The sequence below is a fragment of the Roseibium sp. genome (assembly GCF_965233565.1).
In the GTDB taxonomy this organism is placed as follows: Bacteria; Pseudomonadota; Alphaproteobacteria; order Rhizobiales; family Stappiaceae; genus Roseibium.
Window position 1 is genome coordinate 4,627,362 of sequence record NZ_OZ247494.1, and the last position, 15,986, is coordinate 4,643,347.

Annotated in this window: 19 protein-coding genes and 1 riboswitch; of the genes, 8 read left to right on the plus strand and 11 right to left on the minus strand. The window is 60.1% G+C overall.

From position 1 onward, the window contains the following. The first annotated feature begins 100 nt into the window (after positions 1-100). Complete coding sequence (locus ACO6TG_RS21105; protein WP_422375009.1) at positions 101-898, plus strand: ChbG/HpnK family deacetylase; 798 nt, start codon at positions 101-103, stop codon at positions 896-898. Positions 899-1,116: 218 nt separating this feature from the next. Then, complete coding sequence (locus ACO6TG_RS21110) at positions 1,117-1,806, plus strand: Crp/Fnr family transcriptional regulator (protein WP_094074059.1); 690 nt, start codon at positions 1,117-1,119, stop codon at positions 1,804-1,806. Positions 1,807-1,900: 94 nt separating this feature from the next. Here ACO6TG_RS21110 and ACO6TG_RS21115 read toward each other — a convergent pair whose 3' ends face one another. After that, positions 1,901-2,332 carry an RrF2 family transcriptional regulator gene (locus ACO6TG_RS21115; RefSeq protein ID WP_094075000.1) on the minus strand — a complete coding sequence of 144 codons (432 nt, stop codon included), beginning with the start codon at positions 2,330-2,332 and terminating at the stop codon, positions 1,901-1,903. A gap of 96 nt (positions 2,333-2,428) precedes the next feature. Here ACO6TG_RS21115 and ACO6TG_RS21120 point away from each other — a divergent pair, with 96 nt between their 5' ends. From ACO6TG_RS21120 to ACO6TG_RS21130, 3 genes are all read left to right on the plus strand, one after another. Further along, positions 2,429-2,932, plus strand: a complete 504-nt coding sequence (locus tag ACO6TG_RS21120; protein ID WP_422375010.1) for a group III truncated hemoglobin — start codon at positions 2,429-2,431, stop codon at positions 2,930-2,932. Continuing rightward, positions 2,923-3,144: a hypothetical protein gene (locus ACO6TG_RS21125; protein WP_094074061.1), complete on the plus strand. Its 222-nt coding sequence runs from the start codon at positions 2,923-2,925 to the stop codon at positions 3,142-3,144. The genes ACO6TG_RS21120 and ACO6TG_RS21125 overlap by 10 nt, the downstream gene beginning before the upstream one ends. A 242-nt stretch (positions 3,145-3,386) precedes the next feature. Further along, on the plus strand, positions 3,387-3,731 hold the full coding sequence (locus ACO6TG_RS21130; RefSeq protein ID WP_422378924.1) for an acyl-CoA thioesterase: 345 nt from the start codon (positions 3,387-3,389) through the stop codon (positions 3,729-3,731). Positions 3,732-4,052: 321 nt separating this feature from the next. Here ACO6TG_RS21130 and ACO6TG_RS21135 read toward each other — a convergent pair whose 3' ends face one another. The 5 genes from ACO6TG_RS21135 to ACO6TG_RS21155 all read right to left on the minus strand — a co-directional run bounded on the left by ACO6TG_RS21135 (position 4,053) and on the right by ACO6TG_RS21155 (position 7,860). Beyond that, positions 4,053-4,355, minus strand: a complete 303-nt coding sequence (locus ACO6TG_RS21135) for a hypothetical protein (RefSeq protein ID WP_422375011.1) — start codon at positions 4,353-4,355, stop codon at positions 4,053-4,055. 41 nt (positions 4,356-4,396) lie between these two features. After that, a riboswitch (SAM-I-IV-variant riboswitch) is annotated at positions 4,397-4,518 on the minus strand. A 64-nt stretch (positions 4,519-4,582) separates the two neighbouring features. Continuing rightward, complete coding sequence (locus ACO6TG_RS21140) at positions 4,583-5,299, minus strand: ABC transporter ATP-binding protein (protein ID WP_422375012.1); 717 nt, start codon at positions 5,297-5,299, stop codon at positions 4,583-4,585. Then, positions 5,296-6,534, minus strand: coding sequence for an ABC transporter permease (locus ACO6TG_RS21145; RefSeq protein WP_422378925.1), 1,239 nt, complete (start codon positions 6,532-6,534; stop codon positions 5,296-5,298). The genes ACO6TG_RS21140 and ACO6TG_RS21145 overlap by 4 nt, the downstream gene beginning before the upstream one ends. Beyond that, a complete protein-coding gene (locus ACO6TG_RS21150) occupies positions 6,531-7,544 on the minus strand; it encodes an efflux RND transporter periplasmic adaptor subunit (RefSeq protein WP_422375013.1) in 1,014 nt (337 codons plus the stop codon). The genes ACO6TG_RS21145 and ACO6TG_RS21150 overlap by 4 nt, the downstream gene beginning before the upstream one ends. A gap of 103 nt (positions 7,545-7,647) precedes the next feature. After that, positions 7,648-7,860 carry a SlyX family protein gene (locus ACO6TG_RS21155; protein WP_094074066.1) on the minus strand — a complete coding sequence of 71 codons (213 nt, stop codon included), beginning with the start codon at positions 7,858-7,860 and terminating at the stop codon, positions 7,648-7,650. A gap of 192 nt (positions 7,861-8,052) precedes the next feature. Between ACO6TG_RS21155 and ACO6TG_RS21160 the strand changes: the two genes are divergently transcribed. Together ACO6TG_RS21160 and ACO6TG_RS21165 are read left to right on the plus strand one after the other, a co-directional pair. Beyond that, complete coding sequence (locus ACO6TG_RS21160) at positions 8,053-8,757, plus strand: glutathione S-transferase C-terminal domain-containing protein (protein ID WP_422375014.1); 705 nt, start codon at positions 8,053-8,055, stop codon at positions 8,755-8,757. Positions 8,758-8,931: 174 nt separating this feature from the next. Further along, positions 8,932-9,828: a formylglycine-generating enzyme family protein gene (locus ACO6TG_RS21165; protein ID WP_422375015.1), complete on the plus strand. Its 897-nt coding sequence runs from the start codon at positions 8,932-8,934 to the stop codon at positions 9,826-9,828. Between the two features lie 89 nt (positions 9,829-9,917). On the opposite strand, the gene ACO6TG_RS21170 is transcribed toward ACO6TG_RS21165, so the two are convergent. From ACO6TG_RS21170 to ACO6TG_RS21190, 5 genes are all read right to left on the minus strand, one after another. Further along, a complete protein-coding gene (locus ACO6TG_RS21170; protein WP_422375016.1) occupies positions 9,918-12,155 on the minus strand; it encodes a DUF255 domain-containing protein in 2,238 nt (745 codons plus the stop codon). Between the two features lie 99 nt (positions 12,156-12,254). Then, the gene (locus tag ACO6TG_RS21175) at positions 12,255-12,749 is read right to left on the minus strand and encodes a DUF1772 domain-containing protein (protein ID WP_422375017.1); all 495 of its coding nucleotides are present in this window, start codon (positions 12,747-12,749) and stop codon (positions 12,255-12,257) included. A gap of 23 nt (positions 12,750-12,772) precedes the next feature. After that, positions 12,773-13,600, minus strand: a complete 828-nt coding sequence (locus ACO6TG_RS21180; protein WP_422375018.1) for an NmrA family NAD(P)-binding protein — start codon at positions 13,598-13,600, stop codon at positions 12,773-12,775. Positions 13,601-13,708: 108 nt separating this feature from the next. Then, positions 13,709-14,707, minus strand: coding sequence for an AraC family transcriptional regulator (locus ACO6TG_RS21185; RefSeq protein WP_422375019.1), 999 nt, complete (start codon positions 14,705-14,707; stop codon positions 13,709-13,711). Positions 14,708-14,817: 110 nt separating this feature from the next. Then, on the minus strand, positions 14,818-15,387 hold the full coding sequence (locus ACO6TG_RS21190; protein ID WP_422375020.1) for a TetR/AcrR family transcriptional regulator: 570 nt from the start codon (positions 15,385-15,387) through the stop codon (positions 14,818-14,820). Positions 15,388-15,471: 84 nt separating this feature from the next. Between ACO6TG_RS21190 and ACO6TG_RS21195 the strand changes: the two genes are divergently transcribed. After that, a complete protein-coding gene (locus ACO6TG_RS21195) occupies positions 15,472-15,927 on the plus strand; it encodes a DUF3995 domain-containing protein (protein ID WP_422375021.1) in 456 nt (151 codons plus the stop codon). The last annotated feature ends 59 nt before the right edge of the window (positions 15,928-15,986 follow it).

A 15,986-nucleotide genomic window follows, 5' to 3' on the forward strand; every position in this document is an offset into this window, starting at 1 on the left:
GATATTTCAGGGTCCTGTCAGAAGTGACTTGCAAAGCCCAGAGGAATGCCGCAGGGATGTGACTGATTAGTCAGTTTGTCCGGTCCGCCTGCGGAAATAGATGAAGCGAATTACACTTGGTGCTCTTGATTACGGCCTCGCCTTTGGCGTTGACCGCGCGTTGCGCGAGCTCGTCGAACAGGGCCGTCTGAGCGCGCTTGGAGCCCTGGTGGCAACCGATCTGTGGCCGCGCGAGTTCCGGCCGCTTCAGGAAACGGTGTCCCGGGTCGGCAAGCGGGCGCTTTTCGGTGTAACACTTGCCTTCAGCGGTGACCGGGTCGCGCCGGTCAGCGCGCGTATGCAGGAAATCTACGGCGACCGCATGTTCACGCGCGAACAGCTTCAACGCCGCGCGCTTCTGCGCCTGTTGCCGGATGAATTGCTTCTGGAGGAAGCGCAGGCCCAGCTGGCCCGTTACAGCGTATTGATGAAGAGGCCTCCGGATTTCGTCGCCGTTCGTGAAGGGCTGCTGGCCAGAACGTCGCTGGCGCGTCTGGTGTTCAAGGCGATCGTGCATGCGGATTATGATACGCCGCCCCTGGTGATCTCGCCGGCACGTTCCGGGCTGAAACCCATCCGTCTCGCGCGTCTTGCCAGGTCCTATGGCCTGAAGATGCTGCCCAAGGCCGATCCGCTTCCCGAAACCGAAGATGAGGAAGAGCTGCAGCGGCTTTTGCACAATCATTTCGATGGCATGGCCGATTTCAGCTTTGTTGCCGCGATTCCCGGGCGTTCGGACGATCGTCTCAGGCGTGACGAGCCGCGCCGCAAGGTAGCGATCCGCGAATGCCAGTATGAAGTGCTTGCCAGCGACAGATTCTTCCATACGCTGGAAAAGAAGGATGTGTTTCTGAACTAGGCCGTTTTGAGGGCGCAAGCCTCGGACAACGGCCTGAAACGAAAAAACGGTCCTGCGGGGAACAGGACCGTTTTTCGTGGAGGTCTGGAAGGGGGGAGGGGCAACCCCGCTTCCATGTCCTTTGATATAGGGTTATTTTGCTCCGATGCACGTGACGAGGATCACAAATTTTCATTTGGTCCTTTTTCTACGGGCAGATTACTTGGCAGGGGGTCGGTGTGGCGGAAATCAAGGACTTTTTGAGAAACAGCTTTTCGCTGGAGGGGCTGGATTCCGATTTGGCGGTCGGATTGTCCCGTCTGGCGCGGCCGATGAAAATCGCCGCGGGCACGATCCTGTTTGAAAATGGCGACCCCGGAAACGGTTGTTATGCCGTTCTGGAAGGCTCGCTGAAAGTGGCACTCCTGTCCGTGGAAGGCGACGAGCAGTTGCTGGCGGTGCTCGGCCCCGGCGATCTTGTCGGCGAACTGGCCCTTCTGGACGGGCGCCCCCGGTCGGCAACGGTCAGCGCGCTGAAGGAAGCCCAGCTCGCCTTTATCGACAAGGCCGCCTTCCAGCGCTTTGCCGATGACAACCCGGCCGTCTACCGGCATATGCTGTCGATTGTCGGCAAGCGCCTGCGCCATGCCAATGATGTTCTGGCTGCACGTTCGTTCCTGCCACTTCCGGGCCGGGTGGCGCAGACCCTGCTGCAGCTTTCCGAAACCTTCGGCAAACCGCTCGATGATGGCCGGCTGCTCATCCACTACAAGCTGAGCCAGGCCGACATTGCCAACATGGCCGGAGCGGCGCGCGAGAATGTCAGCCGCGTGCTCAATGACTGGAAACGCGCCGGCACCATCAGCCGCATTTCCGGCTATTACTGCATCGAACAGATCGACTTCCTGGAACAGGCTTCGACGCTGTAGCCCGGGGCTGCATCTCGCATCTGACGCGTGGCCTCTCTAGGCGGTAAGCGGTCATGCCCGATCAAGTCGGGGCTGGCCACAGGGGGAAGCGGCTTTATGCGTCGCCCACCATCACCGCCATCTGGGTGCCCACCAGGATAGACGCCAGCGTCTGGGTGTTGAGGCTGTCGAGGAATGCCTCGGCCGCGCGGGCCATGGCCCCTTTCAGGGCGCAGCGGGGCAGGAAAGCGCAGACCGCATCGCTGTCGGGCTTCAGGCAGGCCACGACGCCGAGATCCGGCTCGATCAAACGGACCACGTCACCCAGCCGGATCGCTTCCGGCGCCAGCGCCAGCCGGATGCCGCCGCCGCGGCCGCGGGTCGTTTCCAGGTAGCCGCCCTTGGCCAGATGGGCGACGATTTTCATCACATGAGATTTCGCAAGGCCAAGCTGGGTGGCCAGCTTGTCGACGGTCTGCGGATCATTGCTCTGACCCGTTGCCATCAGGATTCTCAAGGCAAAATCGCTTGCCTGACTGAGGCGCATGGCTGCTTCCCATAAAACATTCATCTCAGATGTTGATTTTAGCGTGCATGTATGTCATTTAAAAGATGCATCTTAAATGAATGTTTGGAGGCGGCGATGGAAGCCGGCAGAACATCAGCCCACAGATACAAATTGCAGCGCAGGCCGGCGCCCGATACCGGCGACCGTCTGCAGCGCTACGAACAGGTCGACGAACAGGCCATTCACGTGATGGTGCACACCTTTTACGGCTGTATCCGTCAGCATCCGCGGCTTGGAGAAATTTTTGAACGCCGGCTGGCGGGCCGGTGGGAGGAACACCTGCCCAGAATGGAGACCTTCTGGCAGTCGGTTCTTCTGAAAAACGGCGCCTACAAGGGCAAGCCGGTACCGGCGCATCTGAAACAGAAAGAACTTGTCAGTGCCGACTACGGCGAATGGCTGTCAGTCTTCCGGCCGGTGATCCGGGAACTGTTCGTGCCGGATCTGGCAGATGAAATCATCGCGGTGGCCGAACGCATCGCCCAAAGCCTCTGGCTGGCCACCTTTGGCACGCCCGGCGCCACCCCGCCGATCGAATTGACATCACAACATTCCGATTGGAGCGGATCATGCTGGTAACCATTGTTCTCGTCGCAGAAGCCCTTGTCGCTGTCTGGTTCATCGTCTTTTCGCTGATGCTTCTGTCCATGTATCTGGACAGCAGGAACATGCCGCGGCCAAAGCTGGATGTGGCCGGACGCACCCTGATCGGCAGCGCAAAACTGGCCTTCATCACCGGAATGGTTGCGCTCGCGGCCATGACCGTATTCGAAATTCAGGCCATCAGCTGATCAAAACCCGGTTCGGGAGACCAAAAATGTTCAAGTCCAATCTACTGCACCGCGGATTGCCGATCCTGCTGATCTGGGTTGCCGCACCTTTGCCTTTGTGGATCATGGCCATTTTGATGATGCTGTTCTGATCGATGAAAGGCTTGTGCTTGTGCGTTCGCTGGTTAGTCTAGCCTGACACGGAATGGAGGGGCTCAGGCGTGACAGACGAAAAACCGCATGGCGAACTGACCTTGCGCACCATGGCCATGCCGGCCGACACAAATGCGTCCGGCGATATCTTCGGCGGCTGGGTGCTGTCGCAGATGGACCTTGCCGGTGGAATCGCCTCGGGCCAGCGGGCCGAGGGACGCGTGGTGACCATCGCGGTCGACAAGATGAAGTTCATCCGGCCGGTTCATGTCGGCGACGTGCTGTGCGTTTATACCAGTGTCGGACGGGTCGGAAATTCCTCGATGGAAATCAAGATCGAGGCCTGGGCCCTGCGACATCGCTACGGCCATCGGGAAAAGGTGACGGAAGCCATTTTCACGATGGTGGCGGTTGATGACAGCGGCAAGCCGCGTCCGGTGCCGCAACAGGATTGAGTATCCGACAGCCAATTACAATAAAACTTGTAACGCCCGATGATGCCGAGTGTGTGGCGAGAGCCAAGGGACGGCCTTCATTTGAAGGGATTTTGACCAGCGGTTGTTCGTGCCGGAATAGCACAATGGTGTTTTCACACAGGCCGGGCCACACCAACTTCGTCATCCTGAGGAGGACCGTTTGGTCCGTCTCGAAGGACGGGCCGCTTGCTCTTGGGGGGCAGCCGATCCTTCGAGACGCGCACGAGTGCGCTCCTCAGGATGAGGCCACAGGGGTGGAGAGCGCAGACAGAAGAAGAGGCAACGCCTGCCCGAACAATTCTAGGAAAGCCGGCCTTGTCCATGCCGGTTCAGGATATCGGCGAAGAGGTCTTCGTCGACGGCGCAGGTACAGCCGTTTGCCCAGAGCTGCAGCAGGTCCTTCAGGCGCTCGACCCGGTCCGCGTCGCTGAGCGGGGCCTTGTGGCGCGGCAGGCCGCCCAGAATGCGCAAGGACCGGATACGGGCGAGCACGCAGTCTTCGGCTGCGCTCCGCCAGATGTCGTCGTCGGCAAGGCTTGACTGGCTCAACACTTTGTTCTCGATCAGATCTGCCGCACGTCCGGCAAAAGGTTCCTGAGACAATTAATCCTCCATCGGTTTCCCGAGGAGGACTGGCGCATGAAAGAGTACCGCTTCATTGCCGGAGAGTTCCTTGAGGAAAACCCGACCGCATCCCTGTTGCGGAAACCACCTTGCCCGGTCTGGCAGGTTGGCGAGGGCGCCAGCCCTTCTCTTGATGATGGCGCGCTTATGCCACGGACAGATCTTCTTGGCAAGACCGTTGCTGCATAACAGCTATTCACATTGAGTCATTGCCGCCGGTCATAGTCGATCCGCCCGTCCACCAGGTGGATGCGCCGTTCCATCCGTGCGGCCAGATCCATGTCGTGGGTGACGGCAACCACCGTCGTCCTTTCCCGGTCGACGATTTTCTGAAGGCTTTCAAAGACCTGTTCGGTCGCTGCCGAATCCAGGCTGCCGGTCGGCTCGTCCGCCAGGATCAGGTCGGGGGAATTGGCGAGCGCCCTTGCAACGGCCACACGCTGGCGCTGACCACCGGACAATTGCTCCGGCCGCCGGTGCAGGAACTCCTCCAGACCGAGATCGGCGAGCAACCCGGTGGCATGATCCAGTTGTTCCTTTGCGGGCAGTTTGCCGAGCCGCTGCATCGGGATCATCACATTGTCCAGCGCCGTGAATTCGGGCAGAAGAAAGTGAAACTGAAAGACGAAGCCGAGCTTTTCAAGACGCAGGTGTGCCATTTCGGCGGAGGAGAGGTCGGCGGTCTCATTGCCTCCGATCAGGACAGAACCGCGTGTTGGCCGGTCGAGCAGGCCCAGCAGATAGAGAAGCGACGACTTGCCCGATCCGGACGGTCCGGTAATGGCGACGAATTCGGCTTCGCCGACGGTGAAGCTGACATCCTCGACCAGCGTCACCGGTACGACTGCCTGCAGAATGCGGGTCAGGTCGCAGGTTTCCAGCAAGGGGGGCGTCTCGGCCTTCGGGGCAATCGCGGTTGTCATGTTGCCCCCCTGATGATGTCGACGGGATTGAGCCGTGCGGCCTTGCGGGCCGGGATAAGGCCGGCAATGGCAGACGACAACAGCGCGAGCAGGCAGGCCAGCACGTAGTGAAGCACGGAGAAGTGGATCGGCAGCCGGGTCATTTCGACATTGGTCGTGACTTCGAACTTGATGGAGGCGAGATAGCTCGACAGGCCGAAGCCAAGCATTGATCCGGCGATTGCTCCCAGAACACCAATGACCAGTCCCTCCAGCACGAAGATCCGCTGAATGTCGCGTTCAGGAAAGCCGAGTGACTTCAGGATCGCAATGTCCTTGGCCTTCTCGTGTACAATCGTGGAGACGATGTTGTAGATACCGAACCCGGCAACGACCAGGATTGCGCCGACCACGGTGTACATGATCACGTTGCGCACGAAGAAGGCTTCCATCAGGCCCTCATTGGCTTCTTCCCAGGATATGGCCTTGTAGCCAAGCTGGCGCTCCGCCCGGGCGGCAACTTTTCTGGCTGTCTTGATGTCGTTGAGATGGACGGAGATGGAGTTGATGATGTCGGGTTTTTCCAGAAGAATCTGAACGGCTTTCAAAGGGGCGTATGCCAGGCCTTCATCGCTTGAGGTGATGCCGGTGTGGAACAGGCCGACAATCTTGAAGCGCTTGGCAATACCGTTGGCCGACGTCATCGTGACGGTGTCGCCGAGTTCGGCACCAAGCCGAGTTGCGGCCTTGGTCCCGATCACGAGGCCGTTGGCTGTCGAGGCGAGATCGGTGAAGGCTCCCTGGCGCATGTCTTCACCGATCTGGGAGACCTGCAGTTCCCGGCGGGGGACGACGCCGACCAGCGTCAGGCCAAGATCCTGGCCGCTGTAGCGCAGCACCGCCTGGCCGCTCAATCGCTCCGCCATGGTTCCGTCCACCCAGTCTCGCAGGGAGGAGAGCGCTTCCGTCGGGTTGCGGATACCGCGCAGTTCCTCTTTCGGCCTTAAACCGTGAAAGGCAACGGCGTCATAGGCCGCGCTTGCGGGCTGCTCGCGCGGCGCACGTTGATCGTCCTTGATCTCGACATGGGGAATGGCCTCGATCAGCGTTGTCGTGAAGTCGCGTTGGGACCCTTCCATCAGACTGGCCATGGCCACTGAAAACCCGACACCCATCGCGACACCGAGCGTCGACACCACCGTCTGACGCATCCGGTTGCGCACATGGGTTGCCGCTATCCGCAGGAGCAGCATCAGGACCTGTCCCCGGCCATGGGTTGCACGGCCTGGCCCTGCTCCAACTCCGCGTCGAAAGGAAAGACAACACGATCCGACTGGATCAGGCCGTTCAGAACTTCCACGGCACGGGTGCCCCGAATGCCGGTATCGAGCGTCACCAGCGAAATGCGGTTGTCCTTGTCGAGCAGCTGGACTGCCTGACCGTCGAAGGCGGCGAGAGGTAGCAGCAGTGCGTCGTCCTTTTCCTCCGTGACGATATTGATTTCCGCGGTCATGCCGATCAGCAACGGCGTGTCCTCCGGCAGGTCAAGATAGACCCGGTAATTCTTCAGCACCGGATCGCCCTTGGGAGTAATCCGCGAAACCGTCGCCTTGAGTTCGCCACCAGGGAAGGCATCGGCCTTGATCAGCGCGACGTGGCCCTGTGCGACCTTCGGAATGTCTTCTTCATTGACCTCGGCGACCAGTTGAAGCGGTGTCGGCTGCCCGATCCAGAACAGGATCTCGCCGGGTTCGGCGACCTCACCGACAGAGCCGTCCTGCCGCAGCACCATGCCGTCCATCGGGGCGACGATGCGATAGTCCCGGAGCCGTTCCGACTGTGCGGCGATCATGGCGTTGACGCGGATCAGCTCGCTCTGCGCCTTGTCATAGACCTGCTGGCTGACCACCCGCCGTTCCAGTAGTTGCTGGGCCCGTTCCCGGTCCGACCGGGCCAGAACCTGGCGCGCTTCCAGTTCCGCCAGGGTTGCTCTTGCGTCGCCGCTGTCGAGTTCGGCCAGCTCGTCGCCCTTGGCAACCACCATGCCCTCGCAGCCGCAAAGCGAAATGATGCGTTCGCGGATGATGCTGGTCACCTTGGCCCATCGGACGGGCTCGACCACGGCCGTTGCATAGACAACTTCGGCTGCCTTACCCTGAAAGGGTGACACGACTTCGACCTTCGGCGGCCGCGCGCCCCACCAGTTCCAGCCGGCAATCGCCGCCGCCAGCAGCAGGACCAGACCCAGATATTTCAACAAACGCATGACGCACCTTCATCAAGTTGGGCGCAAGACTACCGCCTTGAAGGTGTGGTGCAAGGAGATGGATCAAATCCGTAAAACTGCGGAGAGATCAGGGGTCCTGACCCTAGTAATGTGGTGGCTTTTCGTTCTGGTGACCGGGCAGGACATTGTCCATCAGCTCTTCCACCTGGTCGGTCATGTTGCTTAGAAGCCGCGTCATCCGGTCGATCTGCTTGCCCTGCTCGATGACCACCTGATTGAGGTCCTCGATCGTGTTGGTGGCGTGGGCAAGATCGGTTTCGAGCTTCTCCAGACGGGCGTCGTGATCGTCTGCCATGTGGTCTCCTGGCCCCACGAAAAGGGCAGCTGTTGGGCTTCGGGCGCAGGTATAGGCCGGTCACCGGCAAAGCACAATTGTTCGTGACCCGTGCAATGACGGCTTTTCCTCTGGCGTTGCGCCGCTTTATGGTCACCGGCAACACGGCCCGCGCGCCGACCTGCCTGAATTGCCTTCCCCGGAGACCCGCTCATGACCAGCCTGAACGACTTTGACATCACCCGGAAATGGCCCGCCCAGCACCCGGAGCGCATCCAGCTCTATTCCCTGCCGACCCCGAACGGCATCAAGGTGTCGGCCATGCTGGAGGAAACCGGTCTGCCCTATGAGGCGCACAAGGTCGATTTTGCCACCAATGATCAGATGAGCCCGGAATTCCTGTCGCTCAACCCGAACAACAAGATCCCGGCCATCATCGATCCGAACGGTCCGGACGGTGCGCCGCTGCCGCTTTGGGAATCGGGTGCCATCCTGATTTACCTGGCCGACAAATCCGGCAAGCTGATCCCGGCGGATGCGGCCGGGAAGTACCAGGCGATCCAGTGGCTGATGTGGCAGATGGGCGGCCTTGGTCCCATGACCGGTCAGCTCGGCTTCTTTCACAAGTTTGCCGGCAAGGAATATGAAGACCGGCGCCCCTTCGAGCGGTATCGCGACGAGGTTAAACGGCTGCTCGGTGTGCTTGACCGGCAGCTGGACGGCAAAGACTTCATTCTCGGTGCGGACTACTCGATCGCCGATATCGCCACCTGGCCATGGGCACGCAACATCAACGGTTTTTACGAGGCCGGTGAGGTCACGGGCTATGCCGGCTATTCCAACGTGGTGCGCTGGGTGGAGAGCTGCATGGAACGGCCGGCCAGTCAGAAGGCGATCAACATTCCGCCTCGCGATTGATGCAAATGCCGGAGAGATGAAGAGGAAACCGCCTCTTTCGGGCGGTTTCTTTTTTTCGTCGGGACGCGTAAACATCACGCGCAGTTCGATTACCCGCCGCCGGACAGCAGATCATGAAGCGTCCGGTCGCACCCTATCCATTTGCTTGATTGTCTCTTTGTCTGGATGATTGTGATGCCACATCGATTTCGCCTCTTGACCGGTGTCCCGGTCGTTCCGCGGCTTGTCTGTTTCCTGGTTGCCGGTTTTGCGGCAGGGGCCGGTCACCCGGTCAAGGCTTCAGGAAAGGAGGTTCCTCCTCTGACCCGCTTCTCCGATTGTCCGTCCTGTCCGGAAATGGTGGCGTTGCCCGATGGAGCGCTGGTCAAGCGCTCAACTGGCAAAAAAGGAGATGGCAAGGCCGCGAAACTTTCGCGAATCACGGTCCCGGCTTTTTCCGTCAGCCGCTTCGAAGTCACGGTGGCGGACTGGGCAGCTTGTGTTGCGGAGAAGGCCTGTCCGGAACTTCGCACAAACAAGTTCGCGACCGAAGCTCGGCACCCGATAACGAATGTCAGCTGGCTTCAGGCGCAGGACTACGTGAATTGGCTGTCGGAAAAAACGGGTAAGACCTATCGTCTGCCGACGGGCAATGAGTGGCAATATGCGGCCCTTGGAGGCCGTCTGAAATCTTTCGCCTGGCAGGACAGATGCCAATATGCCAATCACGATGATCTGACTTACCTGGTTCAGGCAGATGACAAACGCAAGGCGAAGCTGGCCAGGATAACCGGGAAATGTGATGACGGGTTCTGGCGGCTTGCCCCTGTCGGCTCATTCAAGGCAAATGATTTTGGGCTCCACGACACCAGCGGGAATGTCTGGGAGTGGACGCAAAGCTGTTGGGTCCATGTACCTGAGGAAAAACCGGATGCCGATACACCGGCGATCGGACCTGGTTGCGAGAAGGCGGAATTGCGCGGAGGCAGCTATCGAGTCAGCAGCTCCTTGGTCGGGTCATGGCAAAGCTCCGGTCGGCGTCCGGATTTTTCAAATATCGACATCGGCTTTCGCGTTGCGCGGGATCACTGAAGCCAATCGGCCAGCATGCAGCTCGTCGACCTTTATTGCGCAATTTCGTTCAAATCAATGAGTCCTGACCTTAGCTCTCTTGGCTGCGATTACCGGAGGACGAAGGTCAGCTCTTCCGGCTCCAGGCATATCTCGTTGTTGCAGGCCTGCAGCGTCAGGGTGGCCTTGAGAGGACGTTCCAGGTTTGGTTCATCGGGCTGTTCTGCGGCGATGTCGAACGCGCCTTCCAACAGTGCGAGTTCAGTATCGCTAAAGGCGAGTGTCTTGATCACCGGAGCGGGATAGCGGACGGGAAGCGGGGCCTGTCCTTCCAGCACTAGCCTGGTCGGGACCACAAAGTCGGACAGGGGTTTGTGGGCATTGATGTGCCACCCTTCGGCGATCGACAGGGACAAGCGGATATCACCGCTTTCGCGATGGTCCAGCAATGTGACGCGGACATGCCCGCCACCGGCAAATCTCGTTCTTCCGGTGCCGCCCCATTGCAGTTCCTGAAGAGCGGTCAAGAGATAACCGCGCAGATCCGGATAGGAGGCCGCGTGACCGGAGAGGGCAGAGGCAAGGTCATAGGCGCTCAGTTCCAGTTCCGGCGCTCGCATGCGCTGGGACAATCTGGCAAACAGCGTCAGGGCCAGTGCGTTGCCGGAGGGGAGTTCCGTGTCGTCCAGCGGCACGATGCGCGTTACACCTTCGCTCGCCTCGGTCATGTTGTATCCCTCGGCCGCCGCTCCAAACCGGTTCTGAACTTCATCGGCCATACGCCGGGCCGCCTCCAGCCACGCCTTTTGTTCGGTAGGATCAGTGCTGACATCGTGGAGCGTGAGAAAGGCAAGGCCGAGACCGGCATAATCGGCCAGCTGTCCGGGAATGGCGGTTTCGCCCTCGAAATGGACGCGCGTCAGGCCATCCTCGCCCAGCATGTTTGCCGAGATGAAGGTGGCGGCGGTGGTCGCCGCGTCGTGATAGTCGGGACGTTCCAGAATGTTTCCCGCTTCGGCCAGGGTCTGGATCATCATCGCGTTCCAGGAAACCACGATCTTGCGATCTGTCAGCGGGGCAGGTCGTTCGGAGCGCAGCGCCTTCATGCGCTGAAGAATGCCGTCGAGACGCTGCTGAAATGCCTGCGGGTCGCGCTCAAAGTCTGCTGCGATCTCCTCGGTCGCCGTATTGAGTGTCAGGACGTTGCTGCCTTCGAAATTGCCCTCCTCGGTAATTCCGTAAAGATCCTGGACAAAACTCCGGTCGCCGCCAAGGGCAGCAATCTGGTCCGGCGTCCAGGTGTAATAAGACCCTTCCGCTTTGGTGCCGTCTTCTGACCTGCTATCGGCATCCTGGGCGGAATAGAACGCGCCCTCCGGCCCTCTAAGGTCGCTCAGCACATAGTCAAACAGCCGCTCTGCCGCGCGGCGATACCGGTCTTCACCGGTCAGCTGCCAGACCCGGACCAGCAGGCGGCCGGTCAGCGCTTGCGTATAAAGCATCTTTTCAAAATGCGGCACGCCCCATTCCGGATCGATGGCGTAGCGATGGAAGCCGCCGCCGACCTGGTCGTGAATCCCGCCCCGGATCATGCCGTCGAGCAAGTTGGTGACTGCGGCCAGGGCGTCAGCGTCGCCGGTTCGTTCCGCATGATCCAGCAGGAAATGAAACAGCGTTTCACGCGGAAATTTCGGCGCGGTGCCATAGCCGCCGTGAAACGGATCGAGCTTGGCATAGGTCTCATTTGCAATCCCCGCGATGAGTTCCGGTGTGATCTCCCGCGCTGCTGCCTTGCGCACCAGGTAACCGGAGACGGCCTGGGAGATCCGTCTGGCCTCCTGGGCTACCAGGTCCGGTTCGTCCACAAATGCGACTTGAACTGCGCCGAGCATGTCCTTCAGTTCAGCAGGGGGGACATAGGTTGTGGCAAAAAAGGGAGCGCCGTCCGGGGTCAGGAACACGGTGTTGGGCCAGCCGCCGCCACCGGTGATCATCTGGGTAACCGTCATGAACTGCTCGTCCAGATCGGGCCGGCTTTCCCGGTCGATCTTGATGGAAATGAAGTCGCGGTTGAGCAGATCGGCGATCTCCTCATTCATGAAACTTTCTTCTTCCATGACATGGCACCAGTGGCAGGAGGCATAGCCCACCGAGACCAGGATCAGCCGGTTTTCCGCCTTGGCCCTCTCAAGAGCCTCCGGTCCCCAGGGGTACCAGTCCACGGGATTGTCGAGATGTTGCAAGAGGTAGGGCGACGTGCTGCCCGCCAGGTGGCTGTCCTTGCCGGCTTGCGCCGCGGCGCTTGAAACTGCGATGAGAAGAGCAAAGGCTATGATGATGCCGCGCATGACGTGTCCCCGATTGACGCGCACGCTAACACGGCAGTTGCGGGCAGGGCGGTCACATTTGGTCGATGTGACCACGCCGTCCAGGTTGAGACGGATCGCTCAGGTCGTCACCAGGGTGACAAGGCCCGCTGTCTGCAGGCCTGCTGCCAGGATGCAGGCGAAGGTGCGCACCGTGTTCCAGAATGTCCAGCGTGGCAGATAGGTGCCGGTCCAGTATGTGCACGCGTCTTTGTCGGAGGCCTTGAGTGCCGCAAGACGTTCGTTCATGGGCACGTTGCAGATGATCGTGACAGCGAGGCAACCAGCCAGATAGAGCACGCCTGAAACGAGCAGGAGACTGGCACCCGGTGTGTTCAGGTTGGCCCAGGCGATGCCGGCGAGGACGAGCGAGACGGGCGCCATGCCCAGAAAAAGCGTCATGAACACCCATCGGAACACTTGCCGGTTGATGGATTGCATCGCCTCGATGCCACCTTCCCCGGATGTCAGGGCCAGCGATCGCATGATGAAATCCGAGAAGGCCAGGAAGACGCCACCTACGAGTGCGTAGGCGACGATGGAGAACTGGACGAGAAGAATGAGCCAGTGGGACATGAACTCTATCCTTTGGAAGGAGGTCAGGCGGCGTCAGACCACGCGCCTGCGCGCGCGGCATTGCGTGCAAATTCGGCGAAGTCGCGCGGCGGGCGTCCAATGGCGCGCTCAACACCATCGCAGAGGCTGGCATTGCGGCCATCGAGCGTTTCGCGGGCAATGCCGGTAAAGACATCGGCAATGAACGCGCCGGCGCTGTCCGCCAGGCCCTTGTGAAATTCTTCGAAGGAAATGGAGACATGCTGCACAGCTCGGCCTGAGGCGTCCGACAGAATTGCAGCCATCTCCGCAAACGTCAGCAGACGGGGCCCCGTGACTTCGTAGAGCTCACCAGAGTGCCGGTCTTCCGTCAGGGCGGCGACCGCAACATCGGCAATGTCATCGACATCCACGATCGGCTCGGCCACGTCGCCACCAGGCATAGGCAGGACCCCGTTCAGCATTGGATCGCGCAGATAGCCTTCGCTGAAATTCTGGGCAAACCAGGACGCCCGGACCAGCGTGAAATCGACACCGGAAGCCCGCACAGCCTCCTCTCCGAGCCTTGCGTGGTGTTCGCCGCGCCCTGACAATAGAACGAGACGCTCCACACCCGCTTCCCTGGCAACCTGGCTGAGGGCCTCGACCTTATCGACCGCGCCGGGAAAAGCGAGATCCGGAAAGTAGGTTATGTAGGCAGACCGGACACCCTCAAGAGACGCCGACCAGGTGTCGGGTGTGTCCCAATCGAACGGGATCGGTGCGCGGCGCGATCCATGCCGGACGGCTTCGCCGCGTTGTTCAAGCCTGGCTGCGACCCGTGAGCCGGTTTTGCCGGTGGAACCGATAACAAGAATGGGCTGAGTGGACATCTGTTGTCTCCCTTGGCTGTGTGATGCTCAAGGGATAGCGGCAAGGGCGGTTTTCGTATTGACCGCAACTGCCACGCTTTTGACCGCGGCGGCCAAGCGTCAATTCGCTCAGCCGGTCTTGCGGAAATTTGCGGGTGTTTCGCCCAGCCAGCGCTTGAAAGCACGGGTGAAGGCGCTTTGTTCGGAAAAGCCGGTCAGGAAGGCGATTTCGGCAATCGAATAGTGTTCCTGTTTCAAAAGCGCCACGGCCAGGTCCCTGCGGGTTTCTTCGGCAAGGCTCTGAAAGCTCAGGCCGTCTTCGGCAAGGTGCCGGTGCAGCGAACGCACGCTGACACCGAGGCGCCGGGCAACATCCTCCATTTTCGGCACGCCCTCACTCAACGCGCGGGCAATGACATCCCGTGTGCGCCGTGCGAGGGATTTGGTGTCTGCAATGGAGGCCAGCTCCTGATCGAGATGGTCCAGCAAAAACCGTGTGATGCCTTCGTCGCCCAGCCTGTTGTCACGCGATAAGGCCTTCTTTGACAGAAGAAGAGCGTCCCTGTCGGATCCAAAGCGTACCGGACAACCGAAATAGCGCTCATGCCCGAGGATCGACGCCGGGGCTGCGTGTTGCAGGTGGACTTCGAGCGGGTGAAACACGCCGTCAGGAGAGACCTCCCGGGCGATCGCGGTCGCACTTGCCATCGTGGCTTCATTGGAAATCCGAAGTCCAAGCCGGCGCGTTCCGGTCCGGTGAAGGAAAAACCAGACAAAATCGCCCTCGGGTTTCAGTTCATACTCGACAACGCTGGTCCAAAGACGGGCATAGCGCTCCACCCGCGAGAAGGATCCATGGAGCGTCGTTGCCGCCTTGAAGGCGAGGCCAAGCGCGCCATAGTCGTCGCAGCGCATAGAAGCCCCCGTCACCAGCGGCAGCTCGGTGATGTCCTGCTCCGTGGCGATGCGTTCGATCAGGTCGTAATAGGCGGTATCGGTAACCATCTGCGTGGGGTCGGCGCCAGCCTCTGCATCAAGCCCCACCGAGGCAAGCAGGGCCTTGCCATCGACAGTCGCTCCTGCTGCCGCAACAATCTTGCGCACAAAAAGTGAGGTGATCGATCCCATGGGGGAACTAAACCGCAAGCAGCCAAGGGCTGCAAGGCTAGGTGTATGGCTGCCTGGCGGTTTGCAGAACAAGGCCGGCGGGACCGCTGATCCAGGGCCTCAACCGTTGTTCACTCAGGCGCCAGCAGTGCCTTTAGCAGTTTGGCCAGTTCGGCATGGCGGTCTAACGGTGAATGGACACTCAATGCTTCCAGTCCGATCAGGCCACCATAAAGGGCAAGCGCGTTTGACCGGCAATCGGGCGGTTCATATCCGCAGTCCGAAAAGAGACCCTCAACATAGGCGATCCGTCTCTGATCGACCGATTTCAGCACCGCGCGCGCAGCCTCGTCATATCTGGCCCAGTCGCGAATGGCGGCTTCGACCTGCACGCCGCCATAGGCAGACGTGTCGGTGCCGGTCGAAACTGCGACCAGGCGTTTCAGCTTCTCCCGGGGCGGTCCGCTTGCTGCCTCGACATAGGAAATGATGGCCTCTGTCGCCTTGTCCTGCCAATGGGTCAGCATCTGCTGTTTCAGGGCCGGTACATCCTTGAAATGCCAGTAGAACGAGCCCTTGCTCACCTTGAGATCTCTGGCAATTGCCTCTGCCCGAATGGCGTTGGGACCATCTGCGGCAAGGGCGCGGAATGCTGCCTGTATCCAGTCTGTCGATGTCAATGTGGATCTGGGTTTGCGCATAATGCCGCAACCATACGGTAGCGTATTGACCTGCGCAACGATATCGCCATACGCTACCGTATGTTTTTTCGAGGAGTGGATCCCATGTCGGAAGTCATCGCCGTGGTGTTGTTTGCCGTTCTGTTCTGTGTGGCAGCTGTTCACGCCTATTGGGCCATGGGTGGCCTTTGGCCTGCGCGGAACGAGGCGGCTCTTGCGCGAATGGTGGTCGGGGTTAAAGACCTTCAGAAAATGCCGGGTGCGGCTTTGACACTCGTCGTATCGGTTCTGATCGCCGTGGCAGGGGGGCTGCCGCTTTACTTCACGGGTCTTCTGGACTTCCCGATCTCTGTTTCTCTACCAGCCAGTGTGCTTGAGGCCGCGCCCTCGATTGTGCTCGGCGGACTGGCCTTCATCTTTCTGGCGCGGGGCACGCTCAGCTACACTGGTTATTTTCAGAAGATGGAAGCCGAAGAACCGTTTGTGACCCTGGACAGGCGATACTACGCCCCCCTTTGCCTCTTTCTTGGCCTCGGGTTTGCGTGGCTTGCCCTAAGTTGAGCAGCAGGTAGGCCAGCGCTGAAATGAGTAGGAGCCTACACGACGTAAAAGGTTATGTA